Here is a 20709-nt window from a genome sequence, read left to right as displayed (position 1 = left end):
GCCGGTGGGGACCGGCATGCCAGGGAAGAGGGGTTTATGTACGACTGATCGATAGAGCCGTCAACGACGGCCGAAGATGATCGCGCCTCTCAAGAGTCGGATCAAACAATCCCGGCGGCATGTACCTGTGATCAGCAGGAAGCAGTTCCAGCCGCGCTGGAAAGGCCACGCCCTGCTCCGCCGGTAGCGCACGCTGCGGCGCTGTGACTCTTTCGGTCGCACTGACCTGTTGATGGCAGCACGTTTGTGCCGACGGGGAATGCGTGGGTGTCACGGCCCTGACTGTCGTACTAGCGCCGCTAGCCTGCCCCGGTAAATCCATACCCACCGCATGGTCCGCCATCGCGGGGGACTTGTGTTGTTCCATCGGAAGGCACAAAGCCGCGGTGCCTGAAGAGGTAAACGCGACAAGGAGCGAAAAGCTCAACACGAGGCGCACCACCGTCTGCACAGTGATGCCCGTTCTGCCCAGCGCTGAAACTGTGATGGGTCCTCCCGTCTTGTTCACCTGACGACCACCCTAGTAAAACGTAAGCTAACTGACCAGAGACATTCCAACCACTGTTCGGCCTGGTCCACCGTATGCCGCTTCCTACCAATGCCTCCGGATCAAGTAAAAATCTGTCGGTGATGTGGATATTAAGCAGGCGACCCAGACCGTGTCGAGGGTTTCCACATGCCCAGGCGTGAAGCGTAGCGCAACCACAAAGAGGTATAGGCGGCAGTCAAGCTACTAGCTCTTCCCCGTTCGGCTGCTCAAATTATTCGCGTACTAAAACATGTCCGCGGCGCTTGCTCTCTTGAAAAGCATCACGTAACTCGCTCTGTACCACGCCGCTCAAATTTGCCGGAACTGTCCAGCCACCGACGGCATCACCCGCACCGCTGAAGTCTGGGGAACCGGTGGAGCCGCCGCCGAACGAAACCTTGTCACTTCGTTCCAAGACCGGCGAGCCCCTGCCACAAGTGATATTTCCAGAGATACTCGGCTATCCGAGCTCAGCGATCTGTGGTTCGAAGAAATTGAGAACAATGGTCGCGCCAGCAGAAGGACCATCGATGGCTACCGCGACACCTACAGTCGCGTCATCGAACCCGCACTGGCCGGACTCCGGCTGCACGAACTGAGCACCGGCCGTATTGACCGGTTCCTCAAAAACGTCGCTGCAGACCACCCTGCCACCGCACGTCATTCCAAAATCGTTCTGACCGGCATGATCGGTCTCGCACTCCGGCACGATGCCCTGCGCAGCAATCCAGTTCGGGATGTCGGAGCCATCAAATTCGCCAGGAAAGACGTCAAGGCACTGTCAGTCGAAGACGTTCAGAAGCTCCGGGCTGTCATTGCCGGGTGGCAAAAGGACCCCGCACACCAGGGACGGCCACGCGCACTAGACCTGCTGGATGTTCTCGACATTTTCCTCCCCACGGGCGCCCGAATTGGTGAAGTCCTGGCCATCCGTTGGAAGGACGTCAATTTTGAAACAGAACCGCCGACCATCACGATCTCGGGAACCGTCATCATGGAGAAAGGCCGCGGTGCCTACCGGCAAGACCACCCGAAGACAAAAGCCGGCTTCCGCACGATGAAGGTCCCGCCGTTTGCCGTGCAAACACTTCAGCGCAGGTATTCAGCCAAGCAGCCCAAACCCGAAGACATGCTGTTCCCGTCTTCCACGGGAACTGTGCGCAGCCCGCACAACTTCCGCAGGCAATGGCGGGACGCCCGCGCTGGATCACCCTTCGAATGGGTAACCCCGCATGTTTTCCGGAAATCCGTTGCCACTCTCATCGACCAGGAATACAGTTCCAAGCAAGCCGCCGCACAGCTGGGTCACTCTGGAACTGCAATCACAGAGAAGCACTACATCGCCAAGGCAACCCAGTCACCGGACCTCACAGCGGTCCTCCAAAAGTTTGGGACCGCATCATTATCCGGACCGGAGGGCATGTCTATGTGAATACCACCCACCGTCGCTGAGGCCCAGACGGACGGAATGCAACACCCAAGGCTGATCCGGAATAGTCCGAAAGCGTGTGGTTTCCGTGTGGTTGAGCCGTCGCAGGACAGAAACGAGGCCCTCCCACCCAACGTTTCCGCAGGTCAGAGGGCCTTCAGAGTGGAGCTTAGGGGAATCGAACCCCTGACCTTTTCATTGCGAACGAAACGCTCTACCAACTGAGCTAAAGCCCCGCAAAAAGTACTGTAGCAAATCGGTGCCCGCAGCCGGAGTAACCTCGGAGAATGACCGCACAACGCTCCGCCGAGGAGCAGACCGAGATCAACGCCTGGCCTGCACTTTGGGCCCTGGTCATCGGATTCTTCATGATTCTCGTTGACTCGACCATCGTCTCCGTGGCCATCCCGGCAATCATGAACGGACTAGGAGCCGACCTCGACAGCGTGGTCTGGGTCAACAGCGCCTACCTTCTGGCGTTCGCCGTCCCGCTGCTGATCACCGGACGCCTCGGCGACCGGTTCGGCCCTCGCCGAATCTACCTCGCCGGCCTGACGGTGTTCACCCTGGCCAGCGTGTGGTGCGGGATGGCCGGGTCAGTGGAGATGCTCATCCTGGCCCGGGTCCTTCAAGGACTCGGCGCGGCGCTGATGACACCCCAGACCATGGCCGTCATCACCCGCATTTTCCCACCGGAACGCCGGGGTGCTGCGATGGGACTGTGGGGATCCGTGGCAGGCGTCGCCACCCTCATCGGCCCGGTGCTTGGCGGCCTGCTGGTCGACTCGCTGGGCTGGGAGTGGATCTTCTTCGTCAACGCACCGGTCGGCGTCGTCGGCCTGATCCTCGCCTACCGCCTGGTCCCCCGGCTTCCGACCAACAGCCACAGCTTCGACTTCCTCGGCGTGGTCCTGAGCGCCGCGGGTATGTTCTGCCTGGTGTTTGGTATTCAGGAGGGCGAGACCTATGACTGGGGTACCATCGCCGGACCCATTTCGGTCTGGTCGCTGATCATCACCGGCGTCGTCCTGCTCGCGACCTTCATCCTCTGGCAGCGCTATAACCGCAAGGAGCCCCTGGTGCCGCTGGGGCTGTTCAAGGACCGCAACTTCTCGCTCGGCAACACCTCGATCTTCGCGATGGGCTTCGCCATCACCACTGTTGCTATCCCCCTGATGTTGTACGCCCAAAACGTTCGCGGCTTTTCCCCCACTGAAGGCGCCCTGCTGCTGACCCCCATGGCGATCATCTCCGGCTCGCTCGCCCCGCTGGTGGGGCGACTGGTCCAGCGCGGCAACCCCAAATACATGGCTGTCTTCGGATTCTCGGCCATGTCGGTGTCACTGTTCTGGCTAGGCGCCATCATGACTCCCGACATGCCCGTCTGGGCGTTGCTGCTCCCCATCTCGCTGCTCGGCCTGGCGAGTGCCGGCATCTGGGCTCCGGTTTCCCTGACGGCTACCCGCAACCTGCCTCGGTCCTCCGCGGGCGCCGGCTCCGGCGTTTACAACACCACCCGGCAGGTGGGGGCCGTCCTGGGGAGCTCTGCCATTGCGGCGATGATGCTCACCCGCCTGGCTGCCAACATTGGCGACGGCGGAGCCGAAGCCGTGCCCGGACAGCAGCTCTCCGAAGCACTACAGCCCGGATATGCGGCGGCCATGGGCCAGTCCCTTTTCCTGCCGGCCACGGTGATCCTCATCGGACTCGGCGCCGCCCTGTTCTTTGCCCGCCCCCAGCTCCGGACCGGCTGGGCAGACGACGAATCGCCGTCGAGCGTCCCGACGTCGCCAAACGCAGCAAAGTAGCCACTTCGGGGCGGCCCCTTGGTGAGCAACCCGGACACGCGGGGCCAACCTGGACATCGGGATGGCCGACGACGGCGGACACCACGGAGTGGTTGCCTCTGGGAACTACCTGTACGCTCTAGTCATGGCTGACGACACCGCAGAAACTATCGAAGACTCCGCAACCTCCGAGAAGGTCAAAGAAGTCAAGGAAGTCACCGACGACTTCGCCATCCGGCAGCACACCACAGCGTCGGGCCTGAAGTACACGAGCACTACCGGCCGACTGGTCCTGCGCCGGGAGGAAACGAAGGACGGGAAGTCCGACGGGTTCAAGCCCAAGGCCGAAATCTTCATCGTGGCCTACACCAAGGACACCGAGCCCGACGACGACGGCCAGACTCCCACTCGACCGGTCACCTTCGCATTCAACGGCGGTCCCGGCTCGGCGTCAATCTGGCTTCACCTGGGTTTGCTCGGCCCACGTCGGGTCGATTCCGGCGATACCGGAGCCATGACTCCCGCACCGTTCGGGCTGGTGGACAACCCCGAGACACTCCTTGAACACAGCGACCTGGTCATGATCGACCCCGTCAACACCGGCTTCTCCCGCGTCGTCGAAGGCGAGAAGTCGGACGAGTTCCACGCGTTCATCGAAGACCGCGATCTGGTGGCCGAGGTCATCCGGCTCTGGACCACCCGCAACAACCGCTGGCTCGCACCGAAGTACCTCGTCGGCGAATCCTACGGAACCCTCCGGGCCGTCGCCGTCGCCGGCCGGCTGTTCGACGCCTACGGCATGGCTGTGAACGGCCTGGGCCTCATCTCCACGGTCCTGAACATGTCGACGCTGCGGTTCTTTCCCGGCAGTGACCTCCCGTACGCCCTGCACATCCCCACCTACGCGGCCATCGCCCACTTCCACGGCCGCCACCCGGGGCGCGACCTCGCCGACGTCGTCAGTGAAGCCGAAACCTTTGCCGCCCGCGACTACGGGTACGCCCTGACGCAGGGCAGCCGACTCAGCGCTGAGGAGTACGACGACGTCGTCGCCCGACTGGCCGCGATTACCACCCTCGACGAGGCCTTTGTCCGCCGCACCAACCTGCGGTGGCAGTACGGTGAGTTTGCCGCGGAACTGCTCCGCGCGGATGGGCTTGCGGTCGGCCGGATTGACGGGCGGTTCACGGCGCAGCCCGCCAGCCTGCAGAGCTCCACTATGACCGATGACCCGAGCATCCGCGCCATCACCGGTCCGTACGCGGCAGCCATGAACCACTACGTGCGCGCCGAACTTGGCTACGAAAATGACCTGCCCTACGAGGTGCTCACTGCCCGGGTGCACCCGTGGAGTTACAAGACCTTCGAGGGGGCACCCGTGGATGTGAGTCACACCCTTGAGCGGCTCCTGGTGCACAACCCCTCCCTCCGCGTCCACGTGGATTACGGCTATCAGGACGGCGCCACTCCGCATTTCGCGGCCGAATACGTGTTCGCCCACATGAATCTGACGGACCAGATGAAAGACCGATTCACGCACCACTATCACGAGGCCGGTCACATGATGTACCTGAAGCCTGAGTGCCGGTTGACGCAGTTGGCGGCGCTGAAGGAGTTCGTGACGCACGCCGGCTAGCCGCTATGCGGGCCGTTCCCAGTTTCCTTCAAGCCAAACTATAAGTAGACTTAGGTTTCCCGTGGAAACCCTCGGTCCTCCAATAGATAAGGAACATGTCGTGCTGATGAAGAGAATCCTGTGGACCCTCGTCCCCGTCATTGCCTCCAAGCTGCTCAAAAATCGACGTGGCAATAACGAGAACACCCGCGCCAACAAGACCCGGTACAACAAAAATCAGGGCCACTAGCCCACTGGATGATTGATCCGAATGAGCTAGCCGACCGCCGAGACGGCTACGTTGACCTGCGTTCCTATGCAGCAATCGGCGACGGGCGAACGGTTGCCCTGATCGCCCACGATGGATCGATCGATTGGTACCCCACCCCCGACCTCGACTCCACCCCTGCGTTCGCCCGGCTGCTGGACGCCGACGACGGCGGCGCGCTGGAGTTGTGCCCGGCTGAACCGTTCACCGCCACACGGGCTTATGTGGACGGCACCAACGTCCTGGCCACCATCTACACCACCAGGTCCGGCACCGTCCAGGTCACCGATTCCCTGAACACGGGCGTGGCAGGTCGACTGCCCTGGGGCGAGTTGGCCCGGCGAATCGAGGGCCTGACCGGGAACGTGCCGATGCGCTGGGCAGTCCGGCCCGGCAACTGCTTCCAGACCGCCTCACCCTGGGTCCAGTCCACCGACCACGGCGCAGTACTGATGGTCGACGGCACCGCGCTGGGCGTCCGCGGCATCAACGAAGGCGATGTGACCATCGAGGGTCAGGCAATTTCCGGGGCCCTCACCACCGATCCCGGCTCACGCCACCTCATCGCTGTCATCTCCACCCACGACGAGCCCCTGCCACTCCCCGATCCCCAATCAGTGGACGCCGGCATCGAACGAACCATCTCCAACTGGCAGACCTGGTCCAGAGAGTTCAGCTACGACGGACCCTACGCCGACCAGGTGCTCCGGAGCGCCCTGGCCCTGAAGCTGCTGATCCACAGCCCCTCCGGTTCAATAGCCGCAGCCGCGACCACGTCGCTACCCGAGAGCAGGGCTGGCGGCAAGAACTGGGACTACCGGTACACCTGGCTGCGGGACACCGCCTACACCCTTCATGCGCTGGTCCGGACCGGAGTGCGCGAGGAAGTCCACGCCGCGGTGTCCTGGATGCTCAAAAACCTTCGCACCCAGGGCAGGGACCTGCAGGTCTTCACCCGCCTCAACGGAGAGATCCCCGCAGGCACACGCACCCCGGATCTTTCCGGCTGGCGAGGAATCGGCCCGGTGGTCGACGGGAACCCTGCAGCTGGCCAACTTCAGCTGGGCGTCTTCGGGGACCTGTTCGACATTGTGCGACTGTACGTCGAGGCCGGGCACGTCCTGGACCCCACCACGTCCCGCCAGCTCGCGGACATAGCGGATCTTGCGTGCGATACCTGGCAACAGCGCGACGCCGGCATCTGGGAACTCCCCGAGGAGCGGCACTACACCACCTCGAAGCTGGGCTGCTGGCATGCACTGGATAGTGCTGTGAAACTCTCCGAAGCCGGGCAACTGCAACGACCCGCCGAGCGCTGGCGGGCCGAGCGCGATCGGATCCGGGACTGGGTCGAAGCGAACTGCTGGTCGGAAGACCGCCAGAGCTACGTCTGGTATCCCGGTTCCCAGGAGTTGGACGCCTCGATCCTGCTGCACGCCATCAGCGGCTACGAGCGCGGACCGCGAATGTCCTCAACCATTGATGCCCTGCGGGGCGAGCTTGGAGCTGGCCCCCTCCTCTACCGGTACAGCGGCATGCAGGACGAGGAATCCACCTTTGTCGCCTGCGCCTACTGGATGGTGGCTGCCCTGGCCCTGGTCGGACGCAAGGAAGAGGCACGCTCCCAGATGGACGAACTGCTACCTCTGGCGAACGACGTCGGCCTGCTGGCCGAAATGATCGACGCCGATGACCGGCACGAGTTCATGGGTAACCTGCCGCAGGGTCTGAGTCACCTGGCCTTGATCACCGCCGCGCTATCCCTGTCCGACGGCGAGTAGCGCCACCCACTCACAGCTGGTGGTGGGTAAACCGACCACCCAGCAGGGTGGCCAGAACCGGGATGTCGGCGATGTCACCGGTCGGAACCTCCAGCGGCGATGCCTCGAGGACAGCGCAGTCAGCAAGCATCCCGGCGGCCAGCCGGCCCTTGATCCCACCGAATCCGGTAGCGTCCGCGGATCCGACCGTATAGATGCGGAGGGCTTCCGCAGCGGTGAGCCGTTCGGATGCGGCACCGAAAATGGCGCCGCCGGAGGTCAGGCGGTCCACGTAGGACTGGATGGAGCGCAGCGCTGTCCCATCAGCACAAGGCCGATCGGAGCTACCTGCCATCCGGATGCCCGCGTCGAGGAAGGACTTGGCCCGGTAGGTGAATGCCGCCCGGCGCGCCCCCAAGGACAGCGCCATCGCGTCGCCTATCGGGCGGAAGAAGGAGGCTTGAGGCGCCACCGCTACCTCCAGGGCGGCGAGTGCTGACAGCTGGTCCGGTCGGACCACCGCCGCGTGCTCGATCCGATGCGGCAGGCTCCCGTTGGGTCGGTCAGGAAACTGGCGGAACGTGTCAATTGCCAGGTCCATGGCAGCGTCGCCGATCGCATGCGCGGCGATGGACCAGCCGGCACGGTGCGCGTCAACCATCTGCCGCCGCAGGGCCAACGGATCATCCAGCAGGTAACCCTTGTTCACGCTGCCGGTGGAGTAAGGCTCGGTCTGCGCAGCAGTCTCGCTGGAGAGCGCGCCATCCAGGAAGATCTTCGCCGGGCCCAACGACAGCATGTTATCGCCGAACCCGCTGTACATCCCCAGGCCCAGACCGGCTCCCGTATCTGACTGCAGCGTCTCGATGGCGGGCATCAGCTGCGCCCGGGCGTGCAGCTTCCCCGCTGTCCGGGCGTCCTGGAACGCGCCCAGTTCGTCTGGTGCATGACCAATCCAGCCGCCCCCGATGCCGGCATCGGTGAAGCTGGTGATCCCCTCACTCGCGTACCGGGCGCTCGCCCGGTCGATGGCCGCGACCAGGGTTTCACGGGCGTAGGGGCGGAGCAGGTCAAGGACCAGGGCCTGGGCGGTTTCCTGCAGCAGGCCCGTCGGTTCCCCCGAGCCGTCCCGCACAACCCTCCCGCCGACCGGATCGCTGAAGTCCTGGGCAAGAACTCCCGCCCGCCGGAGGGCCTCCGTGTTGGCGATTCCACCATGGCCTGAAGTCCGTCTGATGAACAGTGGTCGCCCTCCACTAACCCGGTCCAGGGCACCCCGGTTGGGGAACTGACCGCCGAACCGGTGGTGGTCGAACCCGCTGGCAACCAGCCAACCGCCGTCGTCGTCCGCCGGAGCCTGCGCCGCCGCATGGAGGCGGGCATACACCTGCTCCAGATCGGTGAGATGGGACAGGTCCACCTCACCGAGGGTGAGCCCGAACCAGGCGGTGTGGCAGTGCGCGTCATTCAGCCCCGGAATAAGGACCCTGCCCCGCAGGTCAATAACCTCTCTGGCGCTAAGGCCCGCCAGCTCGGTGTCGAAGCCGACGATCCGCCCGTTCAGGATGCCAACGCTCCCCGCTGCCGGACGCTGGGCGTCCATGGTGATGATACGGGCGTTGGTGAGGATGAGATCCAGCAACATGGTCAGCTCCCGAGCGACAATTTTCAGACGATAGTGGTGTTCAGCGATCCTTAGACGGTGGCAAAGTGCACCCACACGCCGATGACCCAGACGCTTCCTGCGAGCAGTGCGAGCCCAAGTTCGACCAGAATTCCGATGCCGGTTGCCTTCAACGCAGCCCCGCTGGACGATAGCGCCGGGCCGACTTGCCGCTGCCGGGCGAATTCGCTCGCGAACAGACCAGCGGCGAAGCCCACGAAGAGCCCGACCACGGGGATCAGGAACATTCCCAGCACGCCAGTGACCAACCCGATCACGACCGATCTGCCCGGAATCTGGCGCTGCTGGAGTTTCCGGCCAGTCAGGACCGCGCCGGCGAGCAGGCCAGCGACAGCCAGCGCCGCTCCGACGCCAAATGCCATCCAGCCCGCGGTGCTGGACACCACCAGCGCCCACATCAGGAGGGAACCGATGATGAGAATGCTGCCCGGGAGGATTGGCACAATGACTCCCGCGACGCCAACCACGATCAGCAGGCCGGTCAGCACGGTCATCAGGATCTGAAATTCCATAGGAAAAGTCTCTCACTGCGCTGGCTCCCATCCGGCCACTCTTGTCCCCCACCGGCAGTAATAGTAAGGTTGCTGAGGAAGCCGTACGGCACCGATAGTAGGAGGCACCATGAGCACGCAAGGAACAGGGAACGACCCGGCAGAGGGCAACTCTCCCCGGGAGAACACCCCCAAACATTCTGACGGCACTGCGGATTGGCGTGATTCCTCTTCGGCCAGCGCCAACGACGGCGACGCCACCCAGGTGCACGACTACACCGACTCGCGCCGCTCCGACCGCGACGGTGACGCCACCGAGGTGCACCGCACCACCGACTCGCGCCGCTCCGCCCGCGACAGTGACGCCACCCAGGTGCACCGCACCACCGACGGCGAGACCACCCGCGAACACCAGACACAGTCCGGCGGCTCAACAGGCGCAGTAGCTACCGGCGCCGGGGCGGGTGCCGTAGCGGCGTCGCCGTCTACCCGTACCCAGCCCGTCGCTGCGCAGCCGGTCAGTCATACCGCTGATCCGGATGACGACCGGTACCGCGACACCCACGACGACCGTCCGGCGCTACCGGCGTCGGCCGAACGGGCAGCCCTCCTGCAGCACGAGAAGGACACCTTTGGTGGCATGAAGTTTGGGTCGGCGTTCTTCGGCTGGCTCACCGCCACCGGGATGGCAGTGCTGCTCACGGCGCTCGTCGCCGCGGCTGGAGCAGTCTTCGGGCTCTCCACCAACACTGACCTGACCGATGCCGCCGACCAGGTGGCCGCAGATCCGCAGACCGTCGGCATCACGGGAGCAATTGTCCTGCTGGTGATCCTGCTCCTCTCCTACTTTGCCGGTGGTTACGTCGCCGGACGGATGGCGCGGTTCAACGGAGCGAAGCAGGGGGTTGCCGTGTGGCTTTGGGCACTCATCATCGCGGTACTGGTGGCGGTGCTCGGCTTGATCTTCGGAAGGCAGTTCGACATTTTCGCGAATCTCAACAGTTTCCCGCGGATCCCCCTCAATGAAGGGAACCTCACGACCGCGGGCATTATTGCTGTCATCGTGGCGCTGGTCGCAGCCCTCGTCGGAGCCGTCCTGGGTGGTCTCACCGGCATGCGCTACCACCGCAAGATCGACCGAGCGGACTACGACAACACGCCGACCCGATAGCCCTCAGCAACTGCGCCCCACCCGTGTCAGCTCATGGGTGGGGCGCAGTCGTGTGTGGTCAACGTCCCGGCGACCTCCGCTGCAGGCTTTCAAGATGCTGGTTGTAGGCGGTGAGTTTGGCGTCGTCGTCCCGGTCAGCGGCGCGGTCCTCGCGAACCGCTGTCCGTTCGTCGTCCTTCCGCCACGCCATGGCGACGCCTAACGCGAGGAGTACCGTCGGGATCTCCCCAATTCCCCACGCGATCGCGCCGCCTCGCTGCTGGTCAGCCAGCAGAGCTGCCTGGTCGGTGAGCTGCAGGTTAGCCCACCAGGTGGGTGCCAGGATCTCTGTGCCGCCCAGGAGCGACAGGCCGAAGAAGGCGTGGAACGCCATGGTCGCGAGCAGGATGATCAGCCTGAACGGGTACGGCGATCGGGCTGGCCCCGGATCGATCCCGATGAGCACCCAGGCGAAAAGATATCCGGTAATAAGGAAGTGCACGATCATGAACACGTGTCCCACATGGGTGGACAGGGCCAGTTCGAAAACGGGTGAATAGTAGAACCCCACCATGCTGCCCACGAAAATCAGCCCAGCAACCGGGGGGCGGGTGAGGAAGTGACTGAAGCGTGAGCGGAAGAGCCAGAGCACCCACTCGCGGAGGCCTCGGCTGCCGTCGGTGCGCGGACGTGTCGACTTGAGAAGCAACAGGATCGGCGCCCCCAGCACAAAGAGCACCGGTGCGTACATCATCAGGCCCATATGCTGGATCATGTGCCCCGAAAAACTGGTCCTCCCATAGACGGCGGGCCCGCCGCTGGTTAGCCAAATCAGCAGGGCGCACCCTGCGAGGAAGGCCAGCGAGCGGGGAATGGACCAGCGATCGCCGCGACGCCGGACCCTGATGACCGCAGCCACGTAGGCTCCGGCGGCAACCAGAACCAGGAGCCCAATCGTCCAGTCGGGGTGCCACGAAGTTAGGAAGCTGGGGACAGTGAGCGGCTCCGGGTACGGGTAGCCGAGGAGGGAACGGCGCAGGTCGACGTCGGCGATTGACCCCTGCGGAACGGGCGGCGGACTCGCGGCAAGACCGGCGGACACGCCGATGGTAACAATCATCAGCGCTGCTTCGGACACACCAAAGGTAACGAACGCCCGTCGGTCCTCCGGGTCGCGGTCCAGGCGCGGCAGAATCCTGCGGCGCTGATACCACCCAGCGAGCCCGAGCAGGGTCAGGCTACCCATCTTCACCACCACGAGCAGACCGTAGGGTGTGGCCAGGTCCGCCAGGGACCCGAGGCGGAGGCTGGCGTTGATAATCCCAGAGAAGGCCACAGCCCCGAACGCCCACGCAGCCAGTGCTGAGTAGCGGCGAAGGACCCGCCCCGTGTCCTTGCCCAGCCGGGATCCCAGCAGCAGCACCGCCGCGAGCCCGCCGACCCACACGCATACGCCGACCAGGTGGAGCGCCAGGGAGTTGACGGCGTTGCCGTGGTCATCCGACCCGGCAGCATGCCCGGCCAGGGCCAATGGCAGGATCCCCATCGCTGCGATGGCCAGCGCAATACCAGCCCCAGTGGTCGACCGGACCATTGGCAGCATCACGACCAGAACCAGGACCGCTGACAGCGCCACCAGCAGGATCTGCCCGAGCTCCAGTTCAGTGGCGAAGAACAGGAAAATCGACGCAAACCCCGGACTGTTGATCGGTTGGCCCGCAGTGTCAGCGGCAATCAGCACCAGCGAGGCGACCGAGGCGACAAACCAGACACCCGCCGAGATCCAGGCCCAATTGAGAGCCTTCCATTGGGCGAACCCAATGATCGACTTGTTCCGGTCGGACGCCGGCAGGAGACTGGCGCAGAGCACCAGGAAGCCGATTGTCATGGCAGCGCTGAGATCCTGGATTACCCGCGCGACTGGCCGAGCATGCACCACAAAGTCGCCGGGATCCGCCATGGTGGTTCGGTACGTGGTGAGCGCTTCGCTGAAGTACATCGACAGGATCGCGACCGCCAGGCTGACCGGCACTGCGATACCGAAAACTACCCGCACAATGCTGCGCTCCGGGATCCGCTCCCCCGATACTGGCCGCTCATCCCTCACGGCGGCCAGCTCAGCAGGATCCTGCAATGGGCCGCCTTTAGGCACCTCGGGCCTCAATTGCGGCTTCGACGCCGGTCACGAAATCGGCAGGCGACGCGAGTGGCTCACCATCGATGTACACGGTCGGCGTGCCTGAGATGCCCGAGGAGGATGCTGCGTTGGTGGTGAAGTCCACCCAGGGGCGGAAGGTACCTTCAGCAACGCAGGTGGAGATGTCCCCTGCGCCCGACGCTTCAGCAAGGTCGCTGAGCTCGTCATCGCTCAGTTCCCCAGTGGGGAAATTCCCGAATAGCGCTTGAGTGAATGGCAGGTATGCCTGCGGGGCCGTGTCAGCCACGCACGCTAGCGCGTTGGCTGCCCGGGAGGAGTACGCGCTGGTCGAGTTCCGGTCGAGGAAGGCAACGGTTCGGTACTCCAGGGTGACGTCGCCGTCGTCGAGCCACTGCTTAATTTGGGCTGAGTAGGTTGTTTCGAAGTCCGCGCAATGCACGCAGTTGACGTCGACCCACGCGACCACCTGGACCGGCCCGGGCCCAGCGTCGGCCTCCACCCGCGCCGGTGTTTCGCGTGTCTCCTCCAGCGCCGCCTCGGCGTCGACCGTCCCGGCAGCGGTGGCCGCCAGGTCGGTGGGAGAGGCAAGCGTGATCCCGCCATACTCATTGCCGTGGGCTGGCGCGGGACCGGCAGCCGGAACATCCGGGCGAATCGAGGACACAATCACCACAGCGATCACCGCGAGGACAGCCAGGACTCCGCCAATGATTCCCCACCTCATCAACAGGCGTGAGCGCTTTTCCCGCCGCTCGTGGTCCAGCCGAAGTTGCTGGGCTGATTCGCGGGAGGAGCCGGCGGATTTAGTGTTTGGTGCGGGCATTTTGGGGTTTCCTTTGAGTCGGAGGATGCGTGTTCGGGGTCAGATAGCGAAGAGCGAGTCTCCGATGAACCCGCCTTCGGCGCAGCCCGGCGGGATGGCGAACACTGCAGAACCGATGGGCGTGGTCCATTGGTTCAGGAGGTCCAGTTCGTCCAGTCGTTGCTGCAACGGGACGAATTGACGGTCGACGTCGGCCTGATAGCTGAGGAAGAGCAGGCCGGCGTCAGAAACAGGCCCTCCAGTTGGTGTCGTGTTGTAGTTATACGCACGACGGAATATCTTTTCGCCGGGCACGCTGGACCGGGCCCTGCGCGTGTGCGCGAACTCGGCGATGACCGGAAACCCCAAGGGGGTGGTCTTCTCGAAATCTGGCTCGTCCTTCTCATTGCGTCCGGTCAGCGGGGCGCCGTTCGTCAGGTAGCGACCGACTGACTCTTCACGGCCCGGACGGTCCAGCTCATCCCACGTGTCCAGGTCCATGGCAATTTTGCGGATCACCATCGACGTTCCGTTGAAAAGCCAGGCAGGAGAAGCGGAGCTGTCCCAGACCACCGTCTCGAGGTCGTCCGAGCCAAGTCGGGGGTTGGCTGTCCCATCGACCTGGCCAAACAGATTGCGCATCGTCACGGAGGCCTCTTCCGAACCGAACGCCCGCCGGAATCCTTCCGTCGACCAGCGGACCTGGCCGAAAGACCGGGTGTCCTTGAGGAGCATCCGCTGCGCATGCGACACCGTGACGAGATCTTCAGAGGCGACGTGAATCAGGAGATCGCCTCCGCACTGATCCTCGTCGAGATCGTCAATGGAGAAGGCGGGGAGCGGCTTGAGCCAGGAGGGTGCACTGTTGTCACCAGCGAGCCGCACAATGCGTTCCCCGAACCCGAAGGTCACTGTGAGACGGGCTGGAACGATGGCCAGCTCCGGTTCCGGATCTGCCAGGGCCGCCGCGCCCTGTGTCAGACGGGCCGCATCTTCGGTAAGGAGCCGCATCAGTCGAACCACCTGTTCCGCTGTCTGTACCTGAACCAGATCCACAGCGGTAATCACTGTGTGAGACTGGGCTGGAGTATCAATACCCGCCTGGCGCGCCCCGTAGAACGGGATGGTTACTGCGCCGTGGATCGCCGATCTGGCGTCCTCGGCGTGGCCTGCAGCAGCAGTTGACGAGGCGTCCCTCCAGGAGGAACCGATCAGGGCGGCGGTGGCCGCACCCACACCGGTGGCGGCGCCTCCCCACAGGAAACGCCGACGATTCAGCCCCGGCAGGGCATCATTGGTATCCGATTGAGTCACTGGTCGGGTGCCCCTTCATCGGCGGACCCGGAGTGAGTATCCGAGCCCCTGTCATCAGCTGAGCCGGAGTCGGAATCCGTTTCGATATCCACGGACTCGTCGCCGTTGTAGGTTTCATTCGCTCCCGAGTAGTCCTTGACAGGTGCATCGAAGCTGAAGATCGAGCCATCCTCCATGGTCAGCTCGAAGCCAACAGTGTCACCTGCCAGCAGCGGTGCAGTGAGGCCCATCAACATCAGGTGATCGCCTCCTGGCGCCAGGATCATTTCGACTTCGGAGACGACAAATCCCCCGTCTTTCTCCTGCATCATCATCTGACCGTCGTCCCCTGCGACTGTCTCGTGCAGCTCTATCATTGGGGACGCTGCGGTGGAGGCCGAGATGACTGTCACCTCGGCGCCGTCCGTCGATAGGATCCCGAAGGCAGCGCTCATGCCTTCTTCGGCTGATTTCACCCAGGCATCCTCGATGGACACGGAATCAGCCTGTGCTGCCACGGCAGTACTGGGAGCGGTTTCGGAAGCTGCTGCTGCGCAGCCCACGAGGGCGGTAATTGTTCCCAGGGCAACAAACCCGGTGGCGAACTTGGTGGAGAGTTTCATGGTGATTCCTTAGCTAAGTAGTGGCGGTGACGGCGCTCTTGATCAGCGGGCACGTCGGAGACGCAGAACCAGCGCGAACATGCCGAGGCCGCCGGCGGCTCCTATCAGGGCGTACTGCCAGACCGGCAGCATGGCCCAAAAGCCAGCCGATGGTTCCGGTTGTCCGGCGAGGTTGCCGGGCGCAGCATCAGGAGTTGCGGTTTCGACCGACGGCGCGCTTGCGGCGGCCGTGATGGGTTCTGCGGAGGCTGGGTCGCCGACAATGAAGTCGAAGGACCCAGCAATGGGATGTCCGTCGCCCGAGACCACGCGCCATCGCACCTGATAGGCGCCGTCGTCGAGGTCGGCGACTGTCTGAGTCAGAGTATTGCCGGCTAGTTCGGGAACTCCGATGGTGCGATCTGTGGAGGTGGAATCAACCACCAGCACCGCTGCGCCCAGATCCAGGATGTCCGCGCTGAAAGCGAGGTCAATGGATTCTGGAGCTGTCGCCAACTCGTCCCCCTGTTGGGGGTTGCTGGAAACTAGCTCATCGTGTGCACTAGCGCTGGGCAAAGAGACGAATCCACTACCTAAAGTGATTCCGCCCAGCGCTAATGTCACGAGAGCTGCACGTCGGAAAATGCGAACCAACCCGCCAGAACGCGGGGTGGGCAAAGGGTTCTCCTACCTTTGTGAGGTACGCGAAGTCAGGCGGTGATTCTCGGTGCCGCAGCTGACTGGGTCAGGCGAAGGACAGCTGCTGGACCGGGGGCCCTCGAAGGCGACGCCTTGAGTCGGCATGCAGGAGATCGTGCATACCCAGGGTTGCCGGACGGACAGGAAGGGAGCGCAGCTCCTCGGAGACCGGGCAGGAGCCAACCCAACGGATCATCGCCGTCAAGGATGCAGCCAGGGCGCCAACCAAGGCCCACCACAGCGCTTCGCCGTGACGCACCAGAGCAATCGTCAGTAGACCAGCCGCGAAGTGGGACACGATCATCAGGATGCCCGGATGCTCAGTACCGGTCAGAGCAGCCGATGGGACCGGCAAAAATAGCTCATGGCCGTGGCCGGTACTCGATCCGGTCGGTGCCGTCGAACCGCTAGTGAACAAGGCGAAGAGCGAGTGAAAAATCACCTGGCTGATCGCTACCCCAACGGTTGTTCTCGCAAGGGTCAGTCGACGCCCGGCAAGAATGACGCATACGAGCGTCCCGAAGGTCAGCGCAACGACAACCGCGATCGTTGGAACGCCACCGCCAGCGATAGCATGTGAGGCACCGGCGAGGGAGGTCGATGCGGCAGCAGCGAGTAGCCCACGGGTTAGGCGGGCGGCTGGTGTCACACTGGTCCTGCCAGACATTGTTCCTCCCTCCTGAAAATTGTAACCTCTTCTACGGAGAGTAGAAAAAGTTGCACCACGACCACCAAGGCTTCGAGAAAGTCACCATGGACACCGCTACGCCACGATTCGCGCAGGACAGGCCTTTCGGTCTGATCCTGGTCATCTCAGGGGTGGTGGGGTGGTTGGCATCTGGTCAGTTGGTCCTTGAACGGCTGGCTGTCTACGCGGACCCCAACTACGTCACCAGCTGCGACGTCAACGCCTTCGTTTCCTGCGGTGAAGTCTTCAAGACCTGGCAAGCGAGTCTCTTCGGCTTCCCCAACCCCCTGCTGGGTATTGTCGCGTTCTCCGTCGTCATCACCACGGGGGCCATGCTTCTCGCCGGGGCAAACGTAGCTCGCTGGTACTGGCGCGCATTGCAGGTGGGTGTGACTCTGGGGATGGTCTTCACCATCTGGCTATGGAGCCAGGCCCTCTTTGCGATCGGGATCCTCTGCATCTACTGCATGATCGTGTGGGCTGCGATGATCGTGCTCACCATTTTCCTCACTTCACGCAATTTTGTTTGCGGCGTGTTTCCGGCGAGCGAGCGAGTGCGCCAGTTCCTCAGCGGATGGACGGGGACCACGGCGGCACTGTTGGTGATTGCGACGGCAGCCACCGTATTCTTCCGGTTCATCGGCGTATTTGCCGGCTGACTTTCAGGCTGGCCGGCCCGTCCAGCCTGCACGGAAGGGCTCCAACCATTGATCCACGTCCCGCAGGGGCCCGGCCTCTACGGCATACAGGCGCCGGGTACCGTCCCCACGGACGCGAGCAAAACCGTTCTCGCGTAACACCCGAAGGTGCTGCGAGACGGCAGGCTGGGAGATCCCAAATTCGGTGCGGATGACCCGGGCAATATCGCCAGCCGCCCATTCCTCATCGAGGAGAAGCTCAAGAATCCGGCGGCGAACCGGGTCGCCGAGGACGTCAAAAGCATGCATAAGCAGAACCTATCAAAAAGTGCTTATATTCGTCTAGATTTATATACGCGACATCCCCTGCCACCGGGCCGAAGCGGCCCGCCAGCAGGGGACAATCGAGATCTTTCACCTCAACAACACGGGTTAGGGCGAAGGCTTTCCGCCGTTGACATTCAAGGTTTCGCCCACCACATAGCTTGACTCGGAGGACGCAAGGAAGACGTAGGCCGGGGCCAGCTCGGTGGGCTGTCCTGCGCGACCCAAGGGGGTATCCTTGCCAAACTCCGGCAGCTTGTCCTTTGGCTGCCCATCCGAAACCTGCAATGGGGTCCAGATCGGACCAGGAGCAACGGCGTTGACCCGAATACCCTTGGGTGCCAACTGCTCGGCGAGGCCCTTGGTGAAATTGTTGATCGCAGCCTTGGTGCTCGCATAGTCCAGCAGAGTCGACGACGGGCTGTAAGCCTGAATCGATGTCGAGTTCACGATGCTCGACCCGGGCTTCAGATGCTTCAGCGCTTCACGGGTGATCCAGAAGAACGAATAGATGTTCGTCTTGAAAGTTTCATCCAACTGCTCATCGGTGAGGTCTTCAAGACGCTCGACCGCAATCTGCTTGCCGGCATTATTCACAAGGATATCCAGGCCACCCAGCTGTTCGGCGGCATCGTTCACGAGTGAACGGCAGAAAGCCGCATCGGTCAGGTCGCCCGGAAGCTTGACGGCCTTCTGGCCGCTCTCTTCGATGAGGCGCGCCACCTCGACGGCGTCGGGCTCCTCGACGGGGAGGTAGGACAACGCGACGTCGGCGCCTTCGCGGGCGAAAGCGATAGCGACGGCAGCCCCGATACCGGAGTCCGCTCCGGTGATAAGCGCCTTGCGCCCCTTGAGACGGCCGGTGCCACGATAAGAGGTCTCGCCGCGGTCCGTCTGTGGTTCCAGATCCCGATCCAACCCGGGTTCGGGCTGGTCCTGCTTGGGGGCCGAGATGCTCGGGAAACGAGTCACCGGATCCTGGAAGGTGTACTGGTCAGTCGTTGAAGTCTTGTCAGTCATGCGTTCCTCACTAGCCGTGCGTACGTACGATACGGTCTGTGCAGGCCAACCGGGAGACGGATCGAATACCGCCCTCCCCGAAAGCTAAGCCTACTGACTATCCTAGGACGTACCCACCCATCAGACAAGGCAGTGCGGGGAAGCTAGAAGATCTGAGCGAAGAATCCCGCACCAATACTCGCCACGAGAGCGATAATGAGAAGCCAGACGATGGGCACACGGTATTTGTTGATGTAGCGCATGGTCCCCCAGTCTAGGCGAGCCTGGCAGCTTGCCGCCGAGCGGAAATAATTCACCACCTCCCCACGCTGCAAAAGAGTATGGACAAGCTGATAGCAGTTACTGGATCGACCGGGGCCATCGGCGGCGCTACGGCACGCATTCTTGCTGCGTCCGGGCTCGCACTTCGCCTGCCGGTCCGAGACCTCGGCCGCGCACCTGCGCTGCCGGGCGCAACCGCCGCTGAGTGCAGCTACGCGGACCGTTCGGCAGCCGTGACAGCTCTTGAGGGTGTCCACACCCTCTTCATGGTCTCAGCAAGCGAATCCAAAGATCGCGTGGAGCAGCATCTGACCTTCGTCGACGCGGCCAGTGAAGCCGGTGTGCAGCACATCGTGTACACCTCATTTTTTGGTGCCGCCCCGGACGCCACCTTCACCCTCGGGCGCGACCATTGGGCCACCGAGGAACACATCCGTCGTTCCGGGATCGCCTACACCTTCCTCCGCAACAATCTGTATCTGGACGTCCTACAACATTTCGCCGACGACGACGGCGTCATTCGCGGCCCCGCTGGCAACGGGCGATTGGCCGCGGTGGCCCGGGCGGACGTGGTGCAGGTGGCCGCCGTTGTCCTTAGGGATGCCGCCGCCCATGCGGGCAACACCTATGAGCTGACCGGCCCCACGGCGCTAACCCTGGCGGAGGCTGCAGCGATCATTTCGCAGGAAACCGGCCGGGAGGTCACTTACCGGGCCGAATCGGTCGATGAAGCGTACGGTTCCCGGCAGCACTTCGGCGCGCCCGACTGGCAGCTCGATGCCTGGGTCAGCACCTACACAGCAATTGCCGAAGGAGGGCTGGCCCGGACCACCACCACGGTGCAGGATCTGACGGGTCAACCAGCATTGGATCTCGCTCAAGTCCTCCGCGGCGACCGCTAGGCTCAAAGGATGCGCAGAGACTTCAGCAGAGACAACACCTCGACGCGTGACTTTTACCGGCTGCTCACCTCGACGGTGGTACCCCGCCCGATCGCCTGGGTGTCGTCCCGGTCAGCGGCAGGCGAGGACAACCTGGCGCCGCACTCATTTTTCACCATCGCGTCGGTGGACCCCCCGATGGTCGCTTTCACATCGGTAGGGCGGAAGGACACCCTGCGCAACATTGAGGAAACCGGCGAGTTTGTCGTCAATCTCGCGCCAGAGCAGCTGTTCGAGCAGATCAACGCCACCGCCACGAATTTTGACCGGGAAGTCAGCGAGTTCGACGCCGCCGGTCTCACCCGGGAGCCGAGCCACACGGTGACGCCCCCACGACTGCGGGAGTCTCCGGTCGCCCTGGAGTGCAAGCTACACCTGGTGCAGCCCATCGGGGATTGCTTTGTAGTTTTCGGCGAGGTGACCCATGCAGCCATTTCCGAGGACGTCCTGGACGGGACCCACCCACTGATGGACCGCCTCAAACCACTGTCCCGGCTAGGCCGCGATGAGTGGGGTACCACCGGAGTCGTTCACACGATCAAGCGCATCCCCGTGGAGGAGTGGCCGGGG

20 protein-coding genes and 1 tRNA gene are annotated in these 20709 nt (G+C 63.4%); 9 read left to right on the top strand and 12 right to left on the bottom strand.

The window, feature by feature from the left end; translation table 11 throughout:
• Positions 1 to 989 precede the first annotated feature (989 nt).
• Entirely contained in the window at positions 990 to 1193 is a 204-nt protein-coding gene (locus B384_RS0115845; RefSeq protein WP_133185400.1) for a hypothetical protein, read from the bottom strand.
• A gap of 21 nt (positions 1194 to 1214) precedes the next feature.
• On the opposite strand from B384_RS0115845, the gene B384_RS19300 reads away from it, so the two are divergent.
• Positions 1215 to 1961 (top strand): tyrosine-type recombinase/integrase, encoded by a 747-nt coding sequence (locus B384_RS19300; protein WP_019484078.1) that lies wholly within the window; start codon positions 1215 to 1217, stop codon positions 1959 to 1961.
• A 160-nt stretch (positions 1962 to 2121) separates the two neighbouring features.
• On the opposite strand, the gene B384_RS0115835 is transcribed toward B384_RS19300, so the two are convergent.
• Positions 2122 to 2194 (bottom strand) — tRNA-Ala (locus B384_RS0115835).
• Positions 2195 to 2245: 51 nt separating this feature from the next.
• Between B384_RS0115835 and B384_RS0115830 the strand changes: the two genes are divergently transcribed.
• The 4 genes from B384_RS0115830 (at position 2246) to B384_RS0115815 (ending at position 7409) form a co-directional block, all read left to right on the top strand.
• Positions 2246 to 3766 carry a DHA2 family efflux MFS transporter permease subunit gene (locus B384_RS0115830; RefSeq protein ID WP_019484077.1) on the top strand — a complete coding sequence of 507 codons (1521 nt, stop codon included), beginning with the start codon at positions 2246 to 2248 and terminating at the stop codon, positions 3764 to 3766.
• A 124-nt stretch (positions 3767 to 3890) separates the two neighbouring features.
• Positions 3891 to 5381 (top strand): S10 family peptidase, encoded by a 1491-nt coding sequence (locus tag B384_RS0115825; RefSeq protein WP_024476323.1) that lies wholly within the window; start codon positions 3891 to 3893, stop codon positions 5379 to 5381.
• Positions 5382 to 5481: 100 nt separating this feature from the next.
• Positions 5482 to 5610: a hypothetical protein gene (locus B384_RS21335; protein ID WP_019484075.1), complete on the top strand. Its 129-nt coding sequence runs from the start codon at positions 5482 to 5484 to the stop codon at positions 5608 to 5610.
• Positions 5611 to 5618: 8 nt separating this feature from the next.
• A complete protein-coding gene (locus B384_RS0115815; protein ID WP_019484074.1) occupies positions 5619 to 7409 on the top strand; it encodes a glycoside hydrolase family 15 protein in 1791 nt (596 codons plus the stop codon).
• A 10-nt stretch (positions 7410 to 7419) separates the two neighbouring features.
• Here the strand turns inward: B384_RS0115815 and B384_RS0115810 are convergent, their stop codons facing one another.
• Positions 7420 to 9033 (bottom strand): amidohydrolase, encoded by a 1614-nt coding sequence (locus B384_RS0115810; protein ID WP_019484073.1) that lies wholly within the window; start codon positions 9031 to 9033, stop codon positions 7420 to 7422.
• A 50-nt stretch (positions 9034 to 9083) separates the two neighbouring features.
• Positions 9084 to 9584, bottom strand: a complete 501-nt coding sequence (locus B384_RS0115805; RefSeq protein ID WP_019484072.1) for a DUF456 domain-containing protein — start codon at positions 9582 to 9584, stop codon at positions 9084 to 9086.
• 109 nt (positions 9585 to 9693) lie between these two features.
• On the opposite strand from B384_RS0115805, the gene B384_RS21200 reads away from it, so the two are divergent.
• Positions 9694 to 10734: a YrzE family protein gene (locus B384_RS21200; protein ID WP_019484071.1), complete on the top strand. Its 1041-nt coding sequence runs from the start codon at positions 9694 to 9696 to the stop codon at positions 10732 to 10734.
• 58 nt (positions 10735 to 10792) lie between these two features.
• Here the strand turns inward: B384_RS21200 and B384_RS0115795 are convergent, their stop codons facing one another.
• From B384_RS0115795 to B384_RS19850, 6 genes are all read right to left on the bottom strand, one after another.
• Positions 10793 to 12847, bottom strand: a complete 2055-nt coding sequence (locus B384_RS0115795) for a cytochrome c oxidase assembly protein (RefSeq protein WP_019484070.1) — start codon at positions 12845 to 12847, stop codon at positions 10793 to 10795.
• Positions 12848 to 12857: 10 nt separating this feature from the next.
• Complete coding sequence (locus tag B384_RS0115790; protein ID WP_019484069.1) at positions 12858 to 13694, bottom strand: DsbA family protein; 837 nt, start codon at positions 13692 to 13694, stop codon at positions 12858 to 12860.
• A 39-nt stretch (positions 13695 to 13733) separates the two neighbouring features.
• On the bottom strand, positions 13734 to 14987 hold the full coding sequence (locus tag B384_RS0115785) for a Dyp-type peroxidase (RefSeq protein ID WP_019484068.1): 1254 nt from the start codon (positions 14985 to 14987) through the stop codon (positions 13734 to 13736).
• Positions 14984 to 15589 carry a copper chaperone PCu(A)C gene (locus B384_RS19290; protein WP_019484067.1) on the bottom strand — a complete coding sequence of 202 codons (606 nt, stop codon included), beginning with the start codon at positions 15587 to 15589 and terminating at the stop codon, positions 14984 to 14986. Before B384_RS19290 ends, B384_RS0115785 begins: the two co-directional genes overlap by 4 nt.
• Positions 15590 to 15631: 42 nt before the next feature.
• Entirely contained in the window at positions 15632 to 16192 is a 561-nt protein-coding gene (locus B384_RS19855) for a copper resistance CopC family protein (protein ID WP_272942582.1), read from the bottom strand.
• 121 nt (positions 16193 to 16313) lie between these two features.
• Positions 16314 to 16916 carry a hypothetical protein gene (locus B384_RS19850; protein ID WP_162148036.1) on the bottom strand — a complete coding sequence of 201 codons (603 nt, stop codon included), beginning with the start codon at positions 16914 to 16916 and terminating at the stop codon, positions 16314 to 16316.
• Positions 16917 to 17020: 104 nt separating this feature from the next.
• Here B384_RS19850 and B384_RS0115765 point away from each other — a divergent pair, with 104 nt between their 5' ends.
• Positions 17021 to 17614, top strand: a complete 594-nt coding sequence (locus tag B384_RS0115765; protein WP_019484064.1) for a vitamin K epoxide reductase family protein — start codon at positions 17021 to 17023, stop codon at positions 17612 to 17614.
• 3 nt (positions 17615 to 17617) lie between these two features.
• Here B384_RS0115765 and B384_RS0115760 read toward each other — a convergent pair whose 3' ends face one another.
• A complete protein-coding gene (locus tag B384_RS0115760; RefSeq protein WP_019484063.1) occupies positions 17618 to 17902 on the bottom strand; it encodes an ArsR/SmtB family transcription factor in 285 nt (94 codons plus the stop codon).
• Positions 17903 to 18025: 123 nt separating this feature from the next.
• A complete protein-coding gene (locus B384_RS0115755) occupies positions 18026 to 18937 on the bottom strand; it encodes an SDR family oxidoreductase (RefSeq protein ID WP_019484062.1) in 912 nt (303 codons plus the stop codon).
• Positions 18938 to 19257: 320 nt separating this feature from the next.
• Between B384_RS0115755 and B384_RS0115745 the strand changes: the two genes are divergently transcribed.
• Complete coding sequence (locus B384_RS0115745; protein ID WP_019484060.1) at positions 19258 to 20100, top strand: SDR family oxidoreductase; 843 nt, start codon at positions 19258 to 19260, stop codon at positions 20098 to 20100.
• 9 nt (positions 20101 to 20109) lie between these two features.
• On the top strand, positions 20110 to 20709 hold a 600-nt coding region (locus tag B384_RS0115740; RefSeq protein WP_019484059.1), incomplete at its 3' end, for a flavin reductase family protein.

It is taken from the genome of Arthrobacter sp. TB 23 (genome assembly GCF_000294595.1).
Lineage (GTDB): Bacteria > Actinomycetota > Actinomycetes > Actinomycetales > Micrococcaceae > Arthrobacter_D.
This window is presented reverse-complemented; position numbering and strand designations above follow the sequence as displayed.